Source organism: Paenibacillus sp. GL_099_B, assembly GCF_057835695.1.
On record NZ_CM174430.1, the window covers coordinates 4,264,777 to 4,279,152 of the forward strand.

The 14,376-nt window shown below is 44.9% G+C and carries 14 protein-coding genes and 1 riboswitch; of the genes, 4 read left to right on the forward strand and 10 right to left on the reverse strand.

Annotated elements, in window-relative coordinates:
• Positions 1-4: 4 nt before the first annotated feature.
• Positions 5-1,273 (reverse strand): molybdopterin molybdotransferase MoeA, encoded by a 1,269-nt coding sequence (locus AC3ITG_RS19265; protein ID WP_413379715.1) that lies wholly within the window; start codon positions 1,271-1,273, stop codon positions 5-7.
• 171 nt (positions 1,274-1,444) lie between these two features.
• Here AC3ITG_RS19265 and hlpB point away from each other — a divergent pair, with 171 nt between their 5' ends.
• The gene (gene hlpB, locus AC3ITG_RS19270; protein ID WP_489251064.1) at positions 1,445-1,735 is read left to right on the forward strand and encodes an HNH nuclease-like protein HlpB; all 291 of its coding nucleotides are present in this window, start codon (positions 1,445-1,447) and stop codon (positions 1,733-1,735) included.
• A 113-nt stretch (positions 1,736-1,848) separates the two neighbouring features.
• Here hlpB and AC3ITG_RS19275 read toward each other — a convergent pair whose 3' ends face one another.
• From AC3ITG_RS19275 to lpdD, 5 genes are all read right to left on the reverse strand, one after another.
• Positions 1,849-2,595, reverse strand: coding sequence for a DUF4247 domain-containing protein (locus AC3ITG_RS19275; RefSeq protein WP_072733273.1), 747 nt, complete (start codon positions 2,593-2,595; stop codon positions 1,849-1,851).
• Positions 2,596-2,606: 11 nt separating this feature from the next.
• Positions 2,607-3,113, reverse strand: coding sequence for a DUF4178 domain-containing protein (locus AC3ITG_RS19280; RefSeq protein ID WP_163757911.1), 507 nt, complete (start codon positions 3,111-3,113; stop codon positions 2,607-2,609).
• A 23-nt stretch (positions 3,114-3,136) separates the two neighbouring features.
• Complete coding sequence (locus AC3ITG_RS19285; RefSeq protein ID WP_063562809.1) at positions 3,137-3,538, reverse strand: DUF350 domain-containing protein; 402 nt, start codon at positions 3,536-3,538, stop codon at positions 3,137-3,139.
• Positions 3,539-3,633: 95 nt separating this feature from the next.
• Positions 3,634-4,305, reverse strand: coding sequence for a PspA/IM30 family protein (locus AC3ITG_RS19290; RefSeq protein ID WP_024634017.1), 672 nt, complete (start codon positions 4,303-4,305; stop codon positions 3,634-3,636).
• A gap of 129 nt (positions 4,306-4,434) precedes the next feature.
• Positions 4,435-4,779, reverse strand: a complete 345-nt coding sequence (lpdD, locus tag AC3ITG_RS19295) for a prenylated flavin chaperone LpdD (protein WP_489251065.1) — start codon at positions 4,777-4,779, stop codon at positions 4,435-4,437.
• 147 nt (positions 4,780-4,926) lie between these two features.
• On the opposite strand from lpdD, the gene AC3ITG_RS19300 reads away from it, so the two are divergent.
• Positions 4,927-5,715, forward strand: a complete 789-nt coding sequence (locus AC3ITG_RS19300; RefSeq protein WP_413372105.1) for a polysaccharide deacetylase family protein — start codon at positions 4,927-4,929, stop codon at positions 5,713-5,715.
• A 132-nt stretch (positions 5,716-5,847) separates the two neighbouring features.
• On the opposite strand, the gene AC3ITG_RS19305 is transcribed toward AC3ITG_RS19300, so the two are convergent.
• The 3 genes from AC3ITG_RS19305 to AC3ITG_RS19315 all read right to left on the reverse strand — a co-directional run bounded on the left by AC3ITG_RS19305 (position 5,848) and on the right by AC3ITG_RS19315 (position 9,155).
• Positions 5,848-6,504, reverse strand: coding sequence for a 3D domain-containing protein (locus AC3ITG_RS19305; protein ID WP_413372106.1), 657 nt, complete (start codon positions 6,502-6,504; stop codon positions 5,848-5,850).
• Positions 6,505-6,506: 2 nt separating this feature from the next.
• A riboswitch (cyclic di-AMP (ydaO/yuaA leader) is annotated at positions 6,507-6,703 on the reverse strand.
• A gap of 285 nt (positions 6,704-6,988) precedes the next feature.
• Positions 6,989-7,711, reverse strand: a complete 723-nt coding sequence (locus tag AC3ITG_RS19310) for an amino acid ABC transporter ATP-binding protein (protein WP_413372108.1) — start codon at positions 7,709-7,711, stop codon at positions 6,989-6,991.
• Positions 7,698-9,155, reverse strand: a complete 1,458-nt coding sequence (locus AC3ITG_RS19315; RefSeq protein WP_489251066.1) for an ABC transporter substrate-binding protein/permease — start codon at positions 9,153-9,155, stop codon at positions 7,698-7,700. The genes AC3ITG_RS19310 and AC3ITG_RS19315 overlap by 14 nt, the downstream gene beginning before the upstream one ends.
• Positions 9,156-9,336: 181 nt before the next feature.
• Between AC3ITG_RS19315 and AC3ITG_RS19320 the strand changes: the two genes are divergently transcribed.
• Positions 9,337-10,512: a M20 family metallopeptidase gene (locus AC3ITG_RS19320; RefSeq protein WP_413372110.1), complete on the forward strand. Its 1,176-nt coding sequence runs from the start codon at positions 9,337-9,339 to the stop codon at positions 10,510-10,512.
• 245 nt (positions 10,513-10,757) lie between these two features.
• On the forward strand, positions 10,758-12,509 hold the full coding sequence (locus AC3ITG_RS19325) for an alpha-glycosidase (RefSeq protein ID WP_489251067.1): 1,752 nt from the start codon (positions 10,758-10,760) through the stop codon (positions 12,507-12,509).
• Between the two features lie 89 nt (positions 12,510-12,598).
• Here AC3ITG_RS19325 and AC3ITG_RS19330 read toward each other — a convergent pair whose 3' ends face one another.
• Complete coding sequence (locus tag AC3ITG_RS19330; RefSeq protein ID WP_489251068.1) at positions 12,599-14,305, reverse strand: NosD domain-containing protein; 1,707 nt, start codon at positions 14,303-14,305, stop codon at positions 12,599-12,601.
• Positions 14,306-14,376 lie beyond the last annotated feature (71 nt).

Below are 14,376 nucleotides of genomic sequence, written 5' to 3' on the forward strand. Positions count from 1 at the left end.
TGACCTACCTGACATGACCCGTGGGAAGTCTGAGAATTCGAACCTGTTCACCAGCAGGAATGCCCTTTTTCTCGGGCGGAACAACGATCAGGCAATCGCTATCTTTAATAGTAATCATGACACTGGATTCGTCCACACGCGAGGCAGAAGGTTTAGCATACACCATTCCGTTACGTATCTCTGTCCGTCCGCGTACAAATCGTGTGAAATTGTTGACCTTTGTATAGTCATCATCCAAAATAGCTGTCCATTCCTCCAAATAAGGATGAGCATCGGCCTGCATCGTGCGAATCGTTGGCCGAACAAACAACCCAAAGCCGACAAAACAAGCTCCAGGATTGCCCGAAAGCGCAAATAGGAGCTTGTCATTAACCACAGCAGCCGTCGTAACACTACCGGGACGCATAGTCACTTTGTTAAACAGCATCTCCATATTCCCTTCCCGAACCAGGTCACCCATAATATCATAATCTCCTACGGATACCCCACCTGTTGTGACCACCATATCATTATGTTCAAGCGCTTCTGCAAGCTTCGTACGTGCGGTATCCACATCATCAGCGATTGAACCATACATAACCGGTTCGCCTCCCGCCTCAACGACCAGAGAACGAAGCATATAGCTGTTACTGTTTCGGATACGCCCTGGTTGCAATGGCTCGTCCACTTCCAATAATTCTGTACCTGTTGCAAAAATAGCTACCTTTGGGCGTTTATATACAGGCACTTGACCTACGCCGAAAGTCGCCAGCACGGATTGTTCACCTGCCTGAATAATCGTTCCTGCTTCCAGCAGCAATTGGCCCTCATGAACTTCCAATCCAATTGGCGTAATGTTAGCATCAGGCTGAATATGACGCTTCAGGGCAATCCATTGTTCCCCGTGCTCTTCTTTACTTTCAGTCATCTCCATCATAACAACAGCATCTGCACCTTCCGGTACTTGAGCTCCTGTCATGATCCGAGCAGCTGTACCAGATGTAATCGTAAGATCCGATGTATACCCGCATGGAATTTCATCAATGACACGGAACCAAATCTGCTGCTCGCTGGATGCTCCAATCGTATCCGAACTTAGAATCGCGAACCCATCCATTCCGGAACGACGAAAGAATGGGTAAGGATGGGGAGCATGAATTGTCTCAGCAAGCGTTCGACCATGTGCTTGCTCAAGTGTTACTTTTTCTATTGAACCCGAACTGACATGAGCAGCAACTTTCGCCTGCGCATCCGGTACTTGTATAGCTTTACGGATAAATTTCGCAGTCGTCATATCCGTTGAATGTGAATTTATTTTCAATGGTGATAGAACCTCCCTGGGTCATTTGTTCATATTAAAAAGTGTAGCCCGAAAGCTAGGTCATGACAAGTACTCTCCAACATACCATTCACATGAAAGACGAATTGACAGACTATAATATGTAAGAGAAAGGAGCTGACCTTTATGAACCAACGATGCGAATTATGTGGAAGGGAGCCTGTCGAGACAACAGTCCATCACCTGACACCGAAAGAAATGGGTGGAACGCACATGCCTACTGCCGAACTCTGTATCCCTTGCCACAAACAAATTCATTCTTTGTATACCAATCGCGATATTATAACTTTGGGTTTAACTGAGATACAGGCACTAAGGCGAGATGAGCGCATCGCTCCTTATATCCGCTGGATTCGCAAACAACCTGCCACAACCATTCCTCGTGTTCGAAAGTCCCATCATGTCCGCAAATCGTAAAACAAAAAGAACAGCGTCCAAGGTCATTTTCAGTGGCATAGCTCGCTCCACCTTACCTTTTCACTGTTCTTCTGCGAATGATTTGATATTGTGGGCCCCATTCATGAGAAGTGCTACCTACGCCTCATGATTCGGCCGCCGCCAACCCTCGTTTTGGGCTTTTTATAAGAGCTCTTCGGTGAATCAAATAATCCTCCAAGGCCGCCACTACTTTTATTACGATCAATTGTGCCTTTGCTTTGTTCCTTATTTCGGCTGAATAATCCTCCACCGGAGCCTACGCTGGAATCCTTATCGCTACCACGCCGGGTAATTGACCCTTTCCGGTCAACGGTAATCGGCGGAGCAACCTTTTTATCTTTACTCGTCGGTGTCCGATAGGAACCTTCACTTGGTTTGTACGTGTCCTTGTTCGTATAACCCCGATACGTACCGGACCCTCTACCCCCAAACGAATCAAACAAATTACCGATTAATGTTGCAGTTAAGTAACCTTGCAAAAAGGACGAATCATAATTCTGCCGAACATATTCCTTGGAATCCACCTCAACCAAGGTGTCTTCCGCTTTATTCGGGTCTTGCTGCAAATGATAATACTGGTCCTGATACACCAGGAACATCCGCTCTGTATTTTCCGCCGAGATCTGATCCGGCTTCCGCTGTTCAGATAATTCCTGAGCAACCTCTGGAACGGTACGATCGGCAGCTCGGTACACATAGGATGTCGTGTTACCACTGCCACTGACCGATTCAAGCGGATATGTGTCCTGAACGGAAGGTGCTCCGCACGCGGACAGCAGCGACATCACAAGGCTGAGGACCAGCATTAATTTTAATCCATGTGCCAAGCGCTTTTTCATTGGAACCTCTCCTAGCTCGAACGAATCACTTTGATATCCGCAGGAAGAATGGACTCACCCTCATACAGCGTAAATCTTCTGTCTTGCCACTCCACACGCAAAAGCATGTTATCATCAGACTGATATTGCCATACTAATTGTTCCCCAGCCTGACCATAGGGTGTCCTGCCTGCAGTGGTTACCATTCCTCCGTATTCTTCCTCCAGATGATACGCACGTCCATCCAGATCCAGCAACGTAGGCACCTCGTCTGGTGCATCAAGACGGCCATCAATTGGTGTATAGAGGGCATACCGGGTCATTTCCCGTTCTTCAATATGCAAATGTCGGATTGCCGTACCATCCTGCAACGTGAGGACAGCCGCATTCCGTGCTCGATGATGTACCCGCCCAACAACTTCATAGGTGACCAGCGAAACCTCACAGATATCACCAGGTGCCAGCTGAAGCATTGTTTTCTCTGCCTGGGGCGGTTCAGGTTTGGCTAGTATACCTTTAATCCGTTTCCACACACTCATGCCCATTACTCCTGTTCTTTATCTTATAAACAAGCTGCAATAATTAATGCGCCCACGATATGTAGTGCACCCGAGAACAAACCGTAACCTGTCTTGCCCTGCTGTATTCCCGTATCCAGATCCAGATTGGCCCATCTCCGAATCATAAAGTGAACCACACTCTCCAGAATCAGCAAAATGATAAATGAAACAACGGATACCAACAACGCTTCTCCAAGATGACCCGCTGTCGAAATGGAGGTGGCGAGTACATATCCCTGAGCAAACAGCTTCATAACCATACGTGTCGTAACGGCCATATTGCCCGCCTTCACTTCGGCAAAATCCTTATACTTCGTGAACAAAGAATCCACATACATTAAAACAAACAGCAAAACCGAACCCGATAACGTCCAGACCAGCATTGCCAAAATGTTCAAATCCATTTACATAGCCCCCACATTTCAACATGAACCGCAATTAAAAGCGAAGGAGAAACGCTGGTCTCTCCTCCGCTGGTGCCCCTGCTTGCTTACAAGGTTTAGTTCTTATTTTCGTATTGCTTCATCAATGCTGCCAGTTCATCCTCAACAGCCTGATCCTTGCCAAGCTTCTCAAACTCATCATCCAGCGATTTTCCTTTGGACGACATTTCATTGCTGGCCTCAGCCTGAGCTTCCATCTGCATCATTTTTTCTTCCATACGCTTCATGCCGGCACTTGCAGTATCGGAGCCAAATCCGTTCAGCGCCTTGTTGATTTCGGTTTGAGCTTTTGCAGCGTTGTAGCGCGCAACCAATGTTTCACGTTTATTTTTCATTTGGGTCAATTGTTTACGCATTTCGTCCAGCTTGCCACGAAGGTTATCGGCAGAAGCCTTGTTTTGATCATAGCTTGTTTTGTATTCGGCCATCTTCTCTTCAGCAACTTTTTTCTCTTCCAGTGCCCGACGAGCCAAATCCATATTCTGTGCACGTGCTGCTGTATGTGCTTGCTCCTCACGTTTCTTCACGAGAGCTTCCTGTTCTTCGAACAGCTGCTTGAATTTCTTCTCAATGGCGATCTGTGCAGCAACAGCTTTCTCCGCGTCTTCCAGATCTTCCTGCATATCTCGGATATATTGATCCGTCATCTTGATCGGATCTTCTGCCTTGTCAATAATAGAGTTAATGTTAGACATCGTTAAATCGCGCAATCGTTTGAAAATGGACATTATGGTATTCCTCCTAGTCGATAGTTCATCCTTGTATATAATCATACATACGTGGCAATGTTCTACTCGTTTCAATTTTAACAAAAAAAATCATAAAAAACGATTTTAGCCTGCTTAGCCTATATGGAACTATTGAATCAATCGACCCGTTTGGCACAGCTCTTCATCAAGCAGCTTCTCTGCAGTCTGCACAATCTCATCAATCTGCATCCGCGTAATTGCATCAAAGTGAATCCCCATTATTACGGTTACGGTTACCTTTAAATGAAGGGCAGCCTTACGTGCGAGCCTTTCACACAACTCTTGTTCTTTATGCCCTGGAATATGCACCGTAGCCCCACTCACTCGTTCAAGGTCTGGATAAAATGTTGCTACTGCTCCAATATGTGATCTTCCTCCAGTTACCATAAACACTTTGTCTTCCCCTGCCTCAATCACCTGTAAACGAACGGAGTTTAAGTCGTATGTACTCATCCTGCTCCACCTGTCCTTTTCTATATATATGGTGGAATTATGGCTCCGATTTAGCGAATCAGCAATGAAACATCTCACATCATGCATAAATACGGATGGCCCCGGGCATACCAAAGAGAACGCAATTTGGGAAAAGGAGGCACGAACATGCGTATACGCCTCATAATGTTATCCATCATGGTCATTCTTCTGGGAGGAAGTTATGCTCCTGCTCAGTTATGGGCTTCTTCAAGCCCGCAAGCCGAACCTGCTTCGAAGTCTGATTCTCCTGAAGAAGAACAGTTAACTCTGGGACAACTCAGACAGAAATATGCGGATACGTTCAAAACCAATGGCCCCTCAACAAAAAAGGTCGCTCTGACTTTTGATGACGTACCTGATCCAAGGTTCACACCGCAGGTACTGGATATTCTAAAAAAATACAAGGTGCGGGCTACGTTTTTCATTGTGGGAAATCGCGCTGAGAAACATCCGGATTTAGTGAAACGCATGGTGAAGGAAGGGCATATTGTGGGCAACCACAGCTACAATCACCCGGAGTTCAGTAAGTTATCCATGAATGCATTTCGCAAACAAATCTTACATACCGGGGATATTATTCGAAATCTGGCGGGTTACACTCCCAAAATGATTCGTCCACCCTATGGCGACATTAACGAGCAACAGCTGCAATGGGCAGCCAAACAACATTATAGCATTGTGAACTGGAACGTCGATTCTCTGGACTGGAAGGGCCTCTCCAAAGAGGAAGTCAAGCAAAACATCCTGTCCGCCGTCAAACCGGGTTCGATTGTTCTGCAGCATGCAGGAGGCGGTGTAGGATCAAAGCTGAGTGGTACCATTGAGGCGTTGCCTGAAGTTATCGAGGAATTGCGAAACCGCGGGTACGAGCTGGTGACTTTGGACGAAATGCTGGAACTGCCAAAGGGTAAATAGGTCAAGATCCCTTTAAGTCGGATATTCAAAAGGGTGTCCTTCAATCACATTATCGTGATTGGAGAACACCCTTTACTGTTTAATTTAGATTTAGTTGGAGTCACATATGATGATGTGAAGCTTGCTTTGATTTTATTTCAAAATGTAAAGTTCAACATCCTGAATACCAAATGTGCTCACGGATTGCTTGCTGCCAGGAATAAAGATATCGATCTTGTGACCTTTAATGGCACTGCCCACATCACGAGCCGTAGCGACAAATGCCTGTTTTGGCAGTCCTGGATGTGTATGACCTGTCACCAGTACCTTTGTACCCAATGGAATGATACTTGGGTCTACTGCAATGGTACCCAATTCAAGCGGATTACCGAAGTAATCCACAGCTCCCCAGCCTCCATTTTCGGAAGCGTCGGCGGAGTATGCTGTTGCTTTGACGTCGACAGCTTTGCTGTAATCAAACGTTTTCCCCCAGGCTTGAACAACCTTACTGTCCGCGTTAACGTCAAGACTTGCGGCAGTTACCGTTTTAGCTGCTGCAGCAGAAGCTGTGTTCGTTGTTTTACCAGGAATCGTAATTTTCAAACCGCCATAAATGTTGTAAGCTGAGATATCATTGTTAGCTTTAATAAGAGCGTTAAGTCCAACTCCATATTGTTTGGATAAGGTGTAGAAGGTATCCCCCTCTTTGGCCATATGAACTGAGTCAGCATGAGCCGGAACGGCCTGAATGAGCATTGCTGCTGTCAGCAAAGCTGTTGCTGTTTTGGCTATACGTTTCTTGTTAATCATGGTCTTCCTCCCTCATTATGCCTGCGAAGTTAGTTGTCGGATTCGGATGGAGGAAACCACCCTATAGGTTCAATTACATTAAAAATTTATGTAGCCCTAATTCACCCCAAGCCGTGTGCAAATGATTCTTCCCCAAGCACACCTTGCATCGTTACATCCCCCACACTCCCAACTCCGGAAGTTTCGGCAGGAACAAATATATCACAATTTTGTAACCAAGAGTCGTAGTAAATGTTACCATCTGGCTAATTCACTTCAACATTTATGCTGAATTCTAGCGACTTTTTCAAAAAAATGTCTGTTTGGGCTTATATCGTTGATGACAGAAACGTTACTTTTTATGTAAATCCGTGCGTATCCTTACATAACAAAACAATCCCTATTGACTAATCGTCGACAGGGATTGTTTAGGGGATGAAATTCTCATCCGCAGTATAGATTTTGTATTTTCATCTTGATCTTCATCCTTAATGACTTGGATGTATTAGAGCACTTTAGCGAGGAAGTCACGTGTACGTGCATGCTTAGGCTCACCAAACACTTCATTAGGCGTTCCTTCTTCTACAATAACCCCACCATCCATAAACAGGATGCGATCACCCACTTCGCGTGCGAAGCCCATCTCATGCGTTACAATAACCATAGTCATGCCACCCTCTGCAAGCCGCTTCATGACATCCAGTACTTCACCGACCATTTCAGGGTCCAGTGCAGAAGTAGGCTCGTCAAACAGCATGACATGCGGCTGCATCGCAAGAGCTCTTGCAATGGCTATCCGTTGTTTTTGTCCACCGGACAGCTGATTTGGAAAGGCGTCCTTTTTGTCAGACAGGCCAACCGTCTTGAGCAAGTCTGCGCAGATTTGTTCCGCTTCGTGTGCAGACTGTTTTTTCACTTTAATGGGAGCAATCGTAATGTTCTGCTGCACCGTTTTGTGCGGGAACAGATTGAAATGCTGGAATACCATCCCCATTTTTTCACGAGTTGCATTAATGTTATGTTTGGGGTCAGTGATCGAAACTCCCTCAAAGTCAATCTCACCGGAAGTAGGCTGCTCCAGTAAGTTCAGACAACGTAAAAAGGTACTTTTCCCCGATCCGGACGGACCGATGACCACGACAACCTCACCTTTGCCAATCGTTACGTTAATGCCCTTAAGCACTTCGTTCTTATCATAGGATTTATATAATTGTCTAACGTCTATCACTTGCACTCAACTTCCTTTCCAGTCTACCCAGCAGCTTGGACAAAATGAACGTCAGCACAAAGTAGATGGCTGCCGCAATCAAGAATGGATTCATCCCTTGATACGTAATGTTTTTGACCACACTTGCTTGGTACATAATGTCCACCATACCGATAACGGAGATAATGGAGGATTCCTTGATAATGGTCACGAACTCATTACCGATCGCCGGCAACACCGCTTTGAACGCTTGTGGGAGCACGATGAAGCGCATTGCCGCACCTCTGCCCATCCCCAGAGAACGAGCTGCTTCCAGTTGGCCGCGATCCACACCCTGTATACCTGCGCGGAAAATCTCAGCAAGATAGGCACCGCTGTTAATGGATAGAGTGATAATCCCCGCCTGAAGAGCAGAGAAATTAATTCCAAAGGTCAATGAAACACCGTAATAGATAATCATCAATTGCACCAGCATTGGCGTCCCACGAATGAGCTCAACATAAGCTGTTCCGATCCAGCGCAAAATGGCGATGTCATGCAGACGGAACAAACAGATGATTAGACCGATGATAACACCGAAAAATACACCAAGTGCAGAAAGCAGCAATGTGTACCCTAATCCCGTGGCATAAAAGCTTTTGTATTGCCAAAATACTTCAAAAATATTTTGTTTACTCTTCTCTGCCATCATCTGGCTTGCTTCCGTAACCAATTGATCGATTTTATTTTCGCTTTTCAGACGTTCGAGCGTTCCGTTCACTGCATTCAGCAATTCCGTATTGCCCTTACGAATCCCGATTGCCGCTTCGGCCTGCTCCTCATCCGGAATAGCGGGAGCTAGTCCAATAACATCATCTAGATAACCGGCAGCTACCGTATCCTCAACGATTGCAGCATTTACACGATTAGTCTGCAATTGCAGCACGATATCGGATATTTTATCAAGTGCTGTCAGTTTTGCGCCTGGGATTCCCTGGCCAATCGTTTCCTGAATGGAGCCTTTTTGGACACCTATTTTTTCATTTTCCAGATCAGCCATGGTTGGATATTTATCTTTATCCGCATTGCGAATCATGATGACTTGCTTTGATTTATAATAGGTATCGGAGAAGTCAATGCTTTGTCTACGCTCATCCGTTGGTGTCATTCCCGAGATGACCATATCCACACGACCACTCTGTAACGCAGGAAGAAGTCCGTCAAAACCCATATCCTCTATTACAAGCTCTGCGCCTAAATCGGCAGCAATTTCTTTAGCAATCGAAATATCAAATCCGACTATTTGGTCTTTACCATCAATCACTTTATGGAATTCATATGGTGCAAAATCGGCACTTGTACCGAGCACCAGCTTTTTACTGCCTGAACTGCCTGTAGTTCCCGCTGCCGACGCAACAGGAGCAACCGTAGTTAGCAAGACCACAAGAGCTAGCAGCATCATGGTGTAACGACTAATCAATTTCAACCCTGTTCTCCCCTTATAATACTTTGTATGCTTTCTGTTGTTGATGCCTGAGTCATTATAAAGTAGAATGCATGATTATGCAATGCATTTCGACATTACAAATCCTGACTAGTTTCTGAAAAATAACCGCAACTATGATATAATTATTGAATTATTTTCATTTTTGCTTAAGGAGTCCACCATGACACATACCAAAACACAAATTTCAACTGTAATTGATCAATATGCTTCCCGTTTTAAGGAGATTTCATCATACATTGGTGCCAATCCCGAACTTGGTAACGAAGAATACCTCGCCTCTGCTCGGTTAAAAGAAGAACTAGCCTACCATGGTTTTTCCGTAGAAGCTCCTGTCCTTGGCTTGGACACCGCATTCATCGGAACGTATGCAGCATCCAAGCCAGGTCCGACTATTGCCCTGTTATGTGAATACGACGCACTACCGGAAATCGGTCATGCTTGTGGGCACCATCTAATCTGTATGATGAGCCTCGGAGCTGCAGTAGGTCTGAAGTCCATACTGGATGAAGTCGGCGGAACATTGAAAGTGTTCGGTACACCAGCGGAAGAAACGCGCGGCGCTAAAGTGCCTATGGCTGAAGCAGGGTTATTTGACGACTGTGATGTCGCGCTAATGGCTCACCCTTACTACGCCTATGAGAAATCTGGCAGTTCCCTGGCTATTGATGCCGTACAATTTGAATTCCATGGAAAATCTTCACATGCTGCTGCAAGTCCACATGAAGGCATTAATGCCCTGGATGCGGTTATCCAGACGTTTAACGGCATTAATGCGTTCCGTCAACAAGTGAAAAGCACAGTTCGTATTCATGGGGTTATCAATAGCGGAGGACAGGCAGCGAACATCATACCTGACTACGCTTCTGCCCAATTCTATGTGCGTGCCTCGACGAGAAAAGAGTTGAATATTCTCACTCAACGCGTAATTCAGATCGCGGAAGGTTCTGCTCTGCAAACCGGATGCCGGCTTGTTACATCCAATTATGAGACTTCCTATGATGAGATGGTCACGAATGAATCGTTATCTGCTGCTTTTAGTGCTAATCTGCTTGAACTCGGCATTTCTCAAGAAGAGATCGTGAGTGGTAACGACCATGGTTCCATGGATATTGGTAACGTATCCTTGCGTTGTCCTGCGATCCATCCTTATATCCGTGTGGTGGACGAAGTTCATACGCTTCATTCCATTGAATTCCGTGATCTGGCGCTTCAGGAACGGGCCCTGGATGGTATGATCCTTGGAGCCAAGGCACTTGCTGCAACTGCTTATGATGTTCTTACACAGCCTGAACTGCTGCAAACCATTCAAACAGAATTTAAGCAAGCAAGTCGCTAAATTTTTCGTAAACTGCTGCGTATTAACAGCAGGGTGTTCTGCAGGACCTGCATTTCAGGTCTTACAGAACACCTTTTTTGTTTATCATAAATACGTATATACGGACACAAGCTGGAAATGCTGTGAAAAGAAAACGTTGAAAAATGTTGAAATACTTACATTTAGCGGCTGAACTAATGGTTCACATGCTGTCTAACTTGGTTATTTATAGCTATAACTTTATCTTGAGTTCAGGAGGTGTTGTCATGCTGCTCGAAGCGATGTATCACGTTCCCCGCGATAAATGGGCTTATGCTTATAATCCCTCGACGATTCACCTGCGCGTACGAACGAAGAGAGACGATGTACAATATGTGACTGCACTGACTGGTGATAAATACGATTGGAATGGAACCTATAAGGAAATTCAATTGGAAAAAGCGGCTTCAGACAGTATGTTTGATTATTGGGAAACTGCAGTTAAGCCCAAATTTAAGCGTCTGACTTACATCTTCCGTATTACCGCTGGTACCGAAAATATATATTTGGCTGATAACGGAATTCATTATGCTCCCCCGTACCCTACAGGAGGATATTATGAATTTTCCTACATTCATGAAATTGATGTATTTAAGGTTCCCGAATGGGCCAAAGAAGCCGTGTTCTACCAAATCATGACCGAAAGGTTTGCCAATGGAAATCCCGACCTGAACCCGGAAGGAACCCAGGAATGGGGTGGCCGACCTGAACTGGAAAACTACTTTGGCGGAGACCTGCAAGGTGTGCTCAATCACCTGGATGATCTGACTAAACTCGGTGTTAATGCCATTTACTTTACTCCATTGTTCCAAGCAAACTCCTACCATAAATACGATACCATTGATTATAAAAAAGTAGACCCTCAATTCGGGGACAATGAAATGCTCAAAAAAGTAGCAGAACAATGTCATCGCCGCGGAATCCGTGTCATGCTAGATGCAGTTTTTAACCATTGCAGCGAAGACTTCCCTCCTTTTCAGGATGTCCTGAAGAACGGCAAAAACTCCAAATATGCAGACTGGTTTCATATCAATGAATATCCGGTGCAGATCAAGGATGGTATACCAACCTACGATACCTTTGGGTTTTATGGCAATATGCCCAAGTTCAATACCGCTAATCCCGAAGTAAAAGACTATTTGCTTGATGTGGCTGAATACTGGATCAAGGAGATTAAACTCGACGGTTGGCGACTCGATGTTGCGAATGAAGTGGATAACCATTTCTGGCGCGATTTCCGCAAAGTAGTCAAAACCGCCAATCCGGAAGCCTATATTGTAGGCGAAGTTTGGAGTGATTCCCTGACATGGCTTATGGGAGATCAATTTGATTCCGTAATGAACTACCCTTTTGCTGACAAGGTGCTTGAATTCTTCTGTGGCTCTATGGATGGTTATAACTTCGCTAACGAGATGGGATCACTCATTATGCGTTACCCGCAACAGACGAATGAAGTCATCTTCAACATGCTATGCAGTCATGACACCCCACGTCTTCTTACTCGGGCTGGAGAAGACAAACGCAGATTAAAATTGTCGGTTGTGTTTCTTTTCACTTATATTGGTACGCCCTGTATATTCTATGGGGATGAGGTTGGTATACGCGGAGAAGGTGATCCAGATTGCCGTAAATGCATGCAATGGGATCCTGCCAAGCAAGATCAGGAGCTTTATGACTTCTACCGCCTGATGATTGATTTGCGGAAAAGTAATGAAGCTCTGCGCAAAGGCCGCTTCCGTTTTTTGAAAGCCGATCACAATGATCCATGCATCATTTATGAACGTATGGATGACACTCTTCACTTTACGGTGTGGATGAACAATACTCCGCAAGAACGTACCCTGTCACATCCGATGGAAACCAAGGACTGGAAGGATGCCCTAACCGAAGATGCTGTTGTTCCCACCAATGGAATGATGAATATTAAACTTGATCCTTACGGATACCGTATTTTGTATAGACAATTAGAACCGAGCTAATACATGCCAGGAAACTCCTGAAATAATGAATGACCCTATAATAATCATCAGATGCTTCAGGAGTTTTCTGACGAAGAGCTGAACTAAAGCTATAACTTCGCCGTTTTCAAATCCCCTTTTGCATCTATGGTTATTCTCCACCGCGTAGAATTTGGACCAAGCATGACAATTTCGTTTACTAATTGATATAACGTTCCATTATTATCTTTAACCAGATCAACGACTACGTTTTTCCCATTTGTAAAGGGACTTGCGCCAAAGAGATAACGTCCCGTCGCACTTGCCGCAACTATCAGCATATTATCTCTTATGATGTTGCCTTCCACCGTGTTATTAACAATGTCCAGATGCACTGCCCACCATGTTCCCTCATATTTTAAGCGATTTCCAGTTACGATATTATTGGAGCCACGTAATTGAATACATGTACCTTTTCCTGCAACTGAATTATGAGAAAAGGTACAATCATTATGCAAACTGACCATTCGGTCAGGATTAGCAGTTTCAAAGCCGGGCTCAATGATGTTGCTCGATGCAATCACTCCATTGGCAATATCCATGGCTATGCCCGCTTGTGCAATGTAATTGCCTTTTACGATGATATGACCATCCGCGACAATTCCCCAGTGTTTTCCTCTTGGAATGATGATGTTCTCTGAGATAATTCCGATGTCCATGCCTTCTGCACCTGTACTGGTTTTCGCTTCAATGGCAGCAGTAGCACTTGACCTAGAGATGGTGTCGATCAGGTTGCCCTGGATTACAAACAGATGGTTGCTTAGACCGTTGGGATTGTATCTGGAGGGAAAGAAAGATACCGAAATGACAGAAGTGATTTTGATATCCTTAAAGACATTGGAGGTTACAAAGGCGCCTTCAAAACCGATAAGCCCCACACCAAAAGCTGTTCCAATCAGGCTATTGCCATGTATATGCAGATTTTTGGCTCCAGTCTCGCCTCCCTCATTGTTACAGGTAATCCCACCGCCGACTGCAGGCATATTACTCACTTGTTGTCCGCCTGAAAAAGCAGCATAATCTGAATCACTGGATAATACAGGAGTGTGCAGAAAGTTATCGGTGATCGAAACATGCCAAGTTCCCTTGACCAGGATGCCATCCCCAAGATATCGGTAACAGTCATTCTCACGAATCACCACAAAAACCAAATGACTCCGAACTGCAATCGGTTCTTCTCCCAAGTGATGAAGTTTATTGTTTCTTATCACGACATTTCGGGCGGGATTGTCTTGACTGCTGGAACCATTGACTCCAATCCCATCGGTAAATTTACTAATATCGTTATTTTGCAACAATACATTGCTTGAATTCTCGATGTATAAACCTGTCTTGTTTTTACTCCAAGCTGCTTGAGTCGTACGAACCAAAGTCACGCCACTAATCTCTACATGATTGCTTCCTTCAATTCGGATTCCCTGATCCGAGACCTCCAATATTGCTCCTGGCAACGCCTTGATGATGACAGATCTTCCACTAAACATATAGAACCAGCCCATCTTGACAACTTTATAGTGCCCTGGCGTAAATAATAAAACATCACCTTCCTGTGCCGAGTCAAAAAAAGCTTTGATCTGGACTGTCTGATCGCTTCCATCTCCCGGAGCAAAACTCCTCACATCAATAATATTGCCTGTCAGCGTGGATTGCACAGCGGCGATATTACCCATGATCTGGCTAAATATTTCATTCATTTTGACGGCATTATACCCATCGGCACTGCTTAAAGCCTGCAAATTAGGATTGTAAGTAGAGGTAAAATTAATGTAGTTGTTCATTTTAAATTCGCCTCCTCCTTATGATCGTACAAAAAAGCCACAGTACGATATACTGCGGCTCATTTGTGCAA

Excerpts from the sequence above, each read along its gene's own strand:
- AC3ITG_RS19265 (WP_413379715.1), bottom strand. The coding sequence starts at position 1,273 with ATGACGACTGCGAAATTTATCCGTAAAGCTATACAAGTACCGGATGCG.
- AC3ITG_RS19325 (WP_489251067.1), top strand. The coding sequence starts at position 10,758 with ATGCTGCTCGAAGCGATGTATCACGTTCCCCGCGATAAATGGGCTTAT.
- AC3ITG_RS19300 (WP_413372105.1), top strand. The coding sequence starts at position 4,927 with ATGCGTATACGCCTCATAATGTTATCCATCATGGTCATTCTTCTGGGA.
- AC3ITG_RS19280 (WP_163757911.1), bottom strand. The coding sequence starts at position 3,113 with ATGAGTGTGTGGAAACGGATTAAAGGTATACTAGCCAAACCTGAACCG.
- AC3ITG_RS19285 (WP_063562809.1), bottom strand. The coding sequence starts at position 3,538 with ATGGATTTGAACATTTTGGCAATGCTGGTCTGGACGTTATCGGGTTCG.
- hlpB (WP_489251064.1), top strand. The coding sequence starts at position 1,445 with ATGAACCAACGATGCGAATTATGTGGAAGGGAGCCTGTCGAGACAACA.
- AC3ITG_RS19330 (WP_489251068.1), bottom strand. The coding sequence starts at position 14,305 with ATGAACAACTACATTAATTTTACCTCTACTTACAATCCTAATTTGCAG.
- AC3ITG_RS19320 (WP_413372110.1), top strand. The coding sequence starts at position 9,337 with ATGACACATACCAAAACACAAATTTCAACTGTAATTGATCAATATGCT.
- AC3ITG_RS19275 (WP_072733273.1), bottom strand. The coding sequence starts at position 2,595 with ATGAAAAAGCGCTTGGCACATGGATTAAAATTAATGCTGGTCCTCAGC.
- AC3ITG_RS19305 (WP_413372106.1), bottom strand. The coding sequence starts at position 6,504 with ATGATTAACAAGAAACGTATAGCCAAAACAGCAACAGCTTTGCTGACA.
- lpdD (WP_489251065.1), bottom strand. The coding sequence starts at position 4,779 with ATGAGTACATACGACTTAAACTCCGTTCGTTTACAGGTGATTGAGGCA.
- AC3ITG_RS19290 (WP_024634017.1), bottom strand. The coding sequence starts at position 4,305 with ATGTCCATTTTCAAACGATTGCGCGATTTAACGATGTCTAACATTAAC.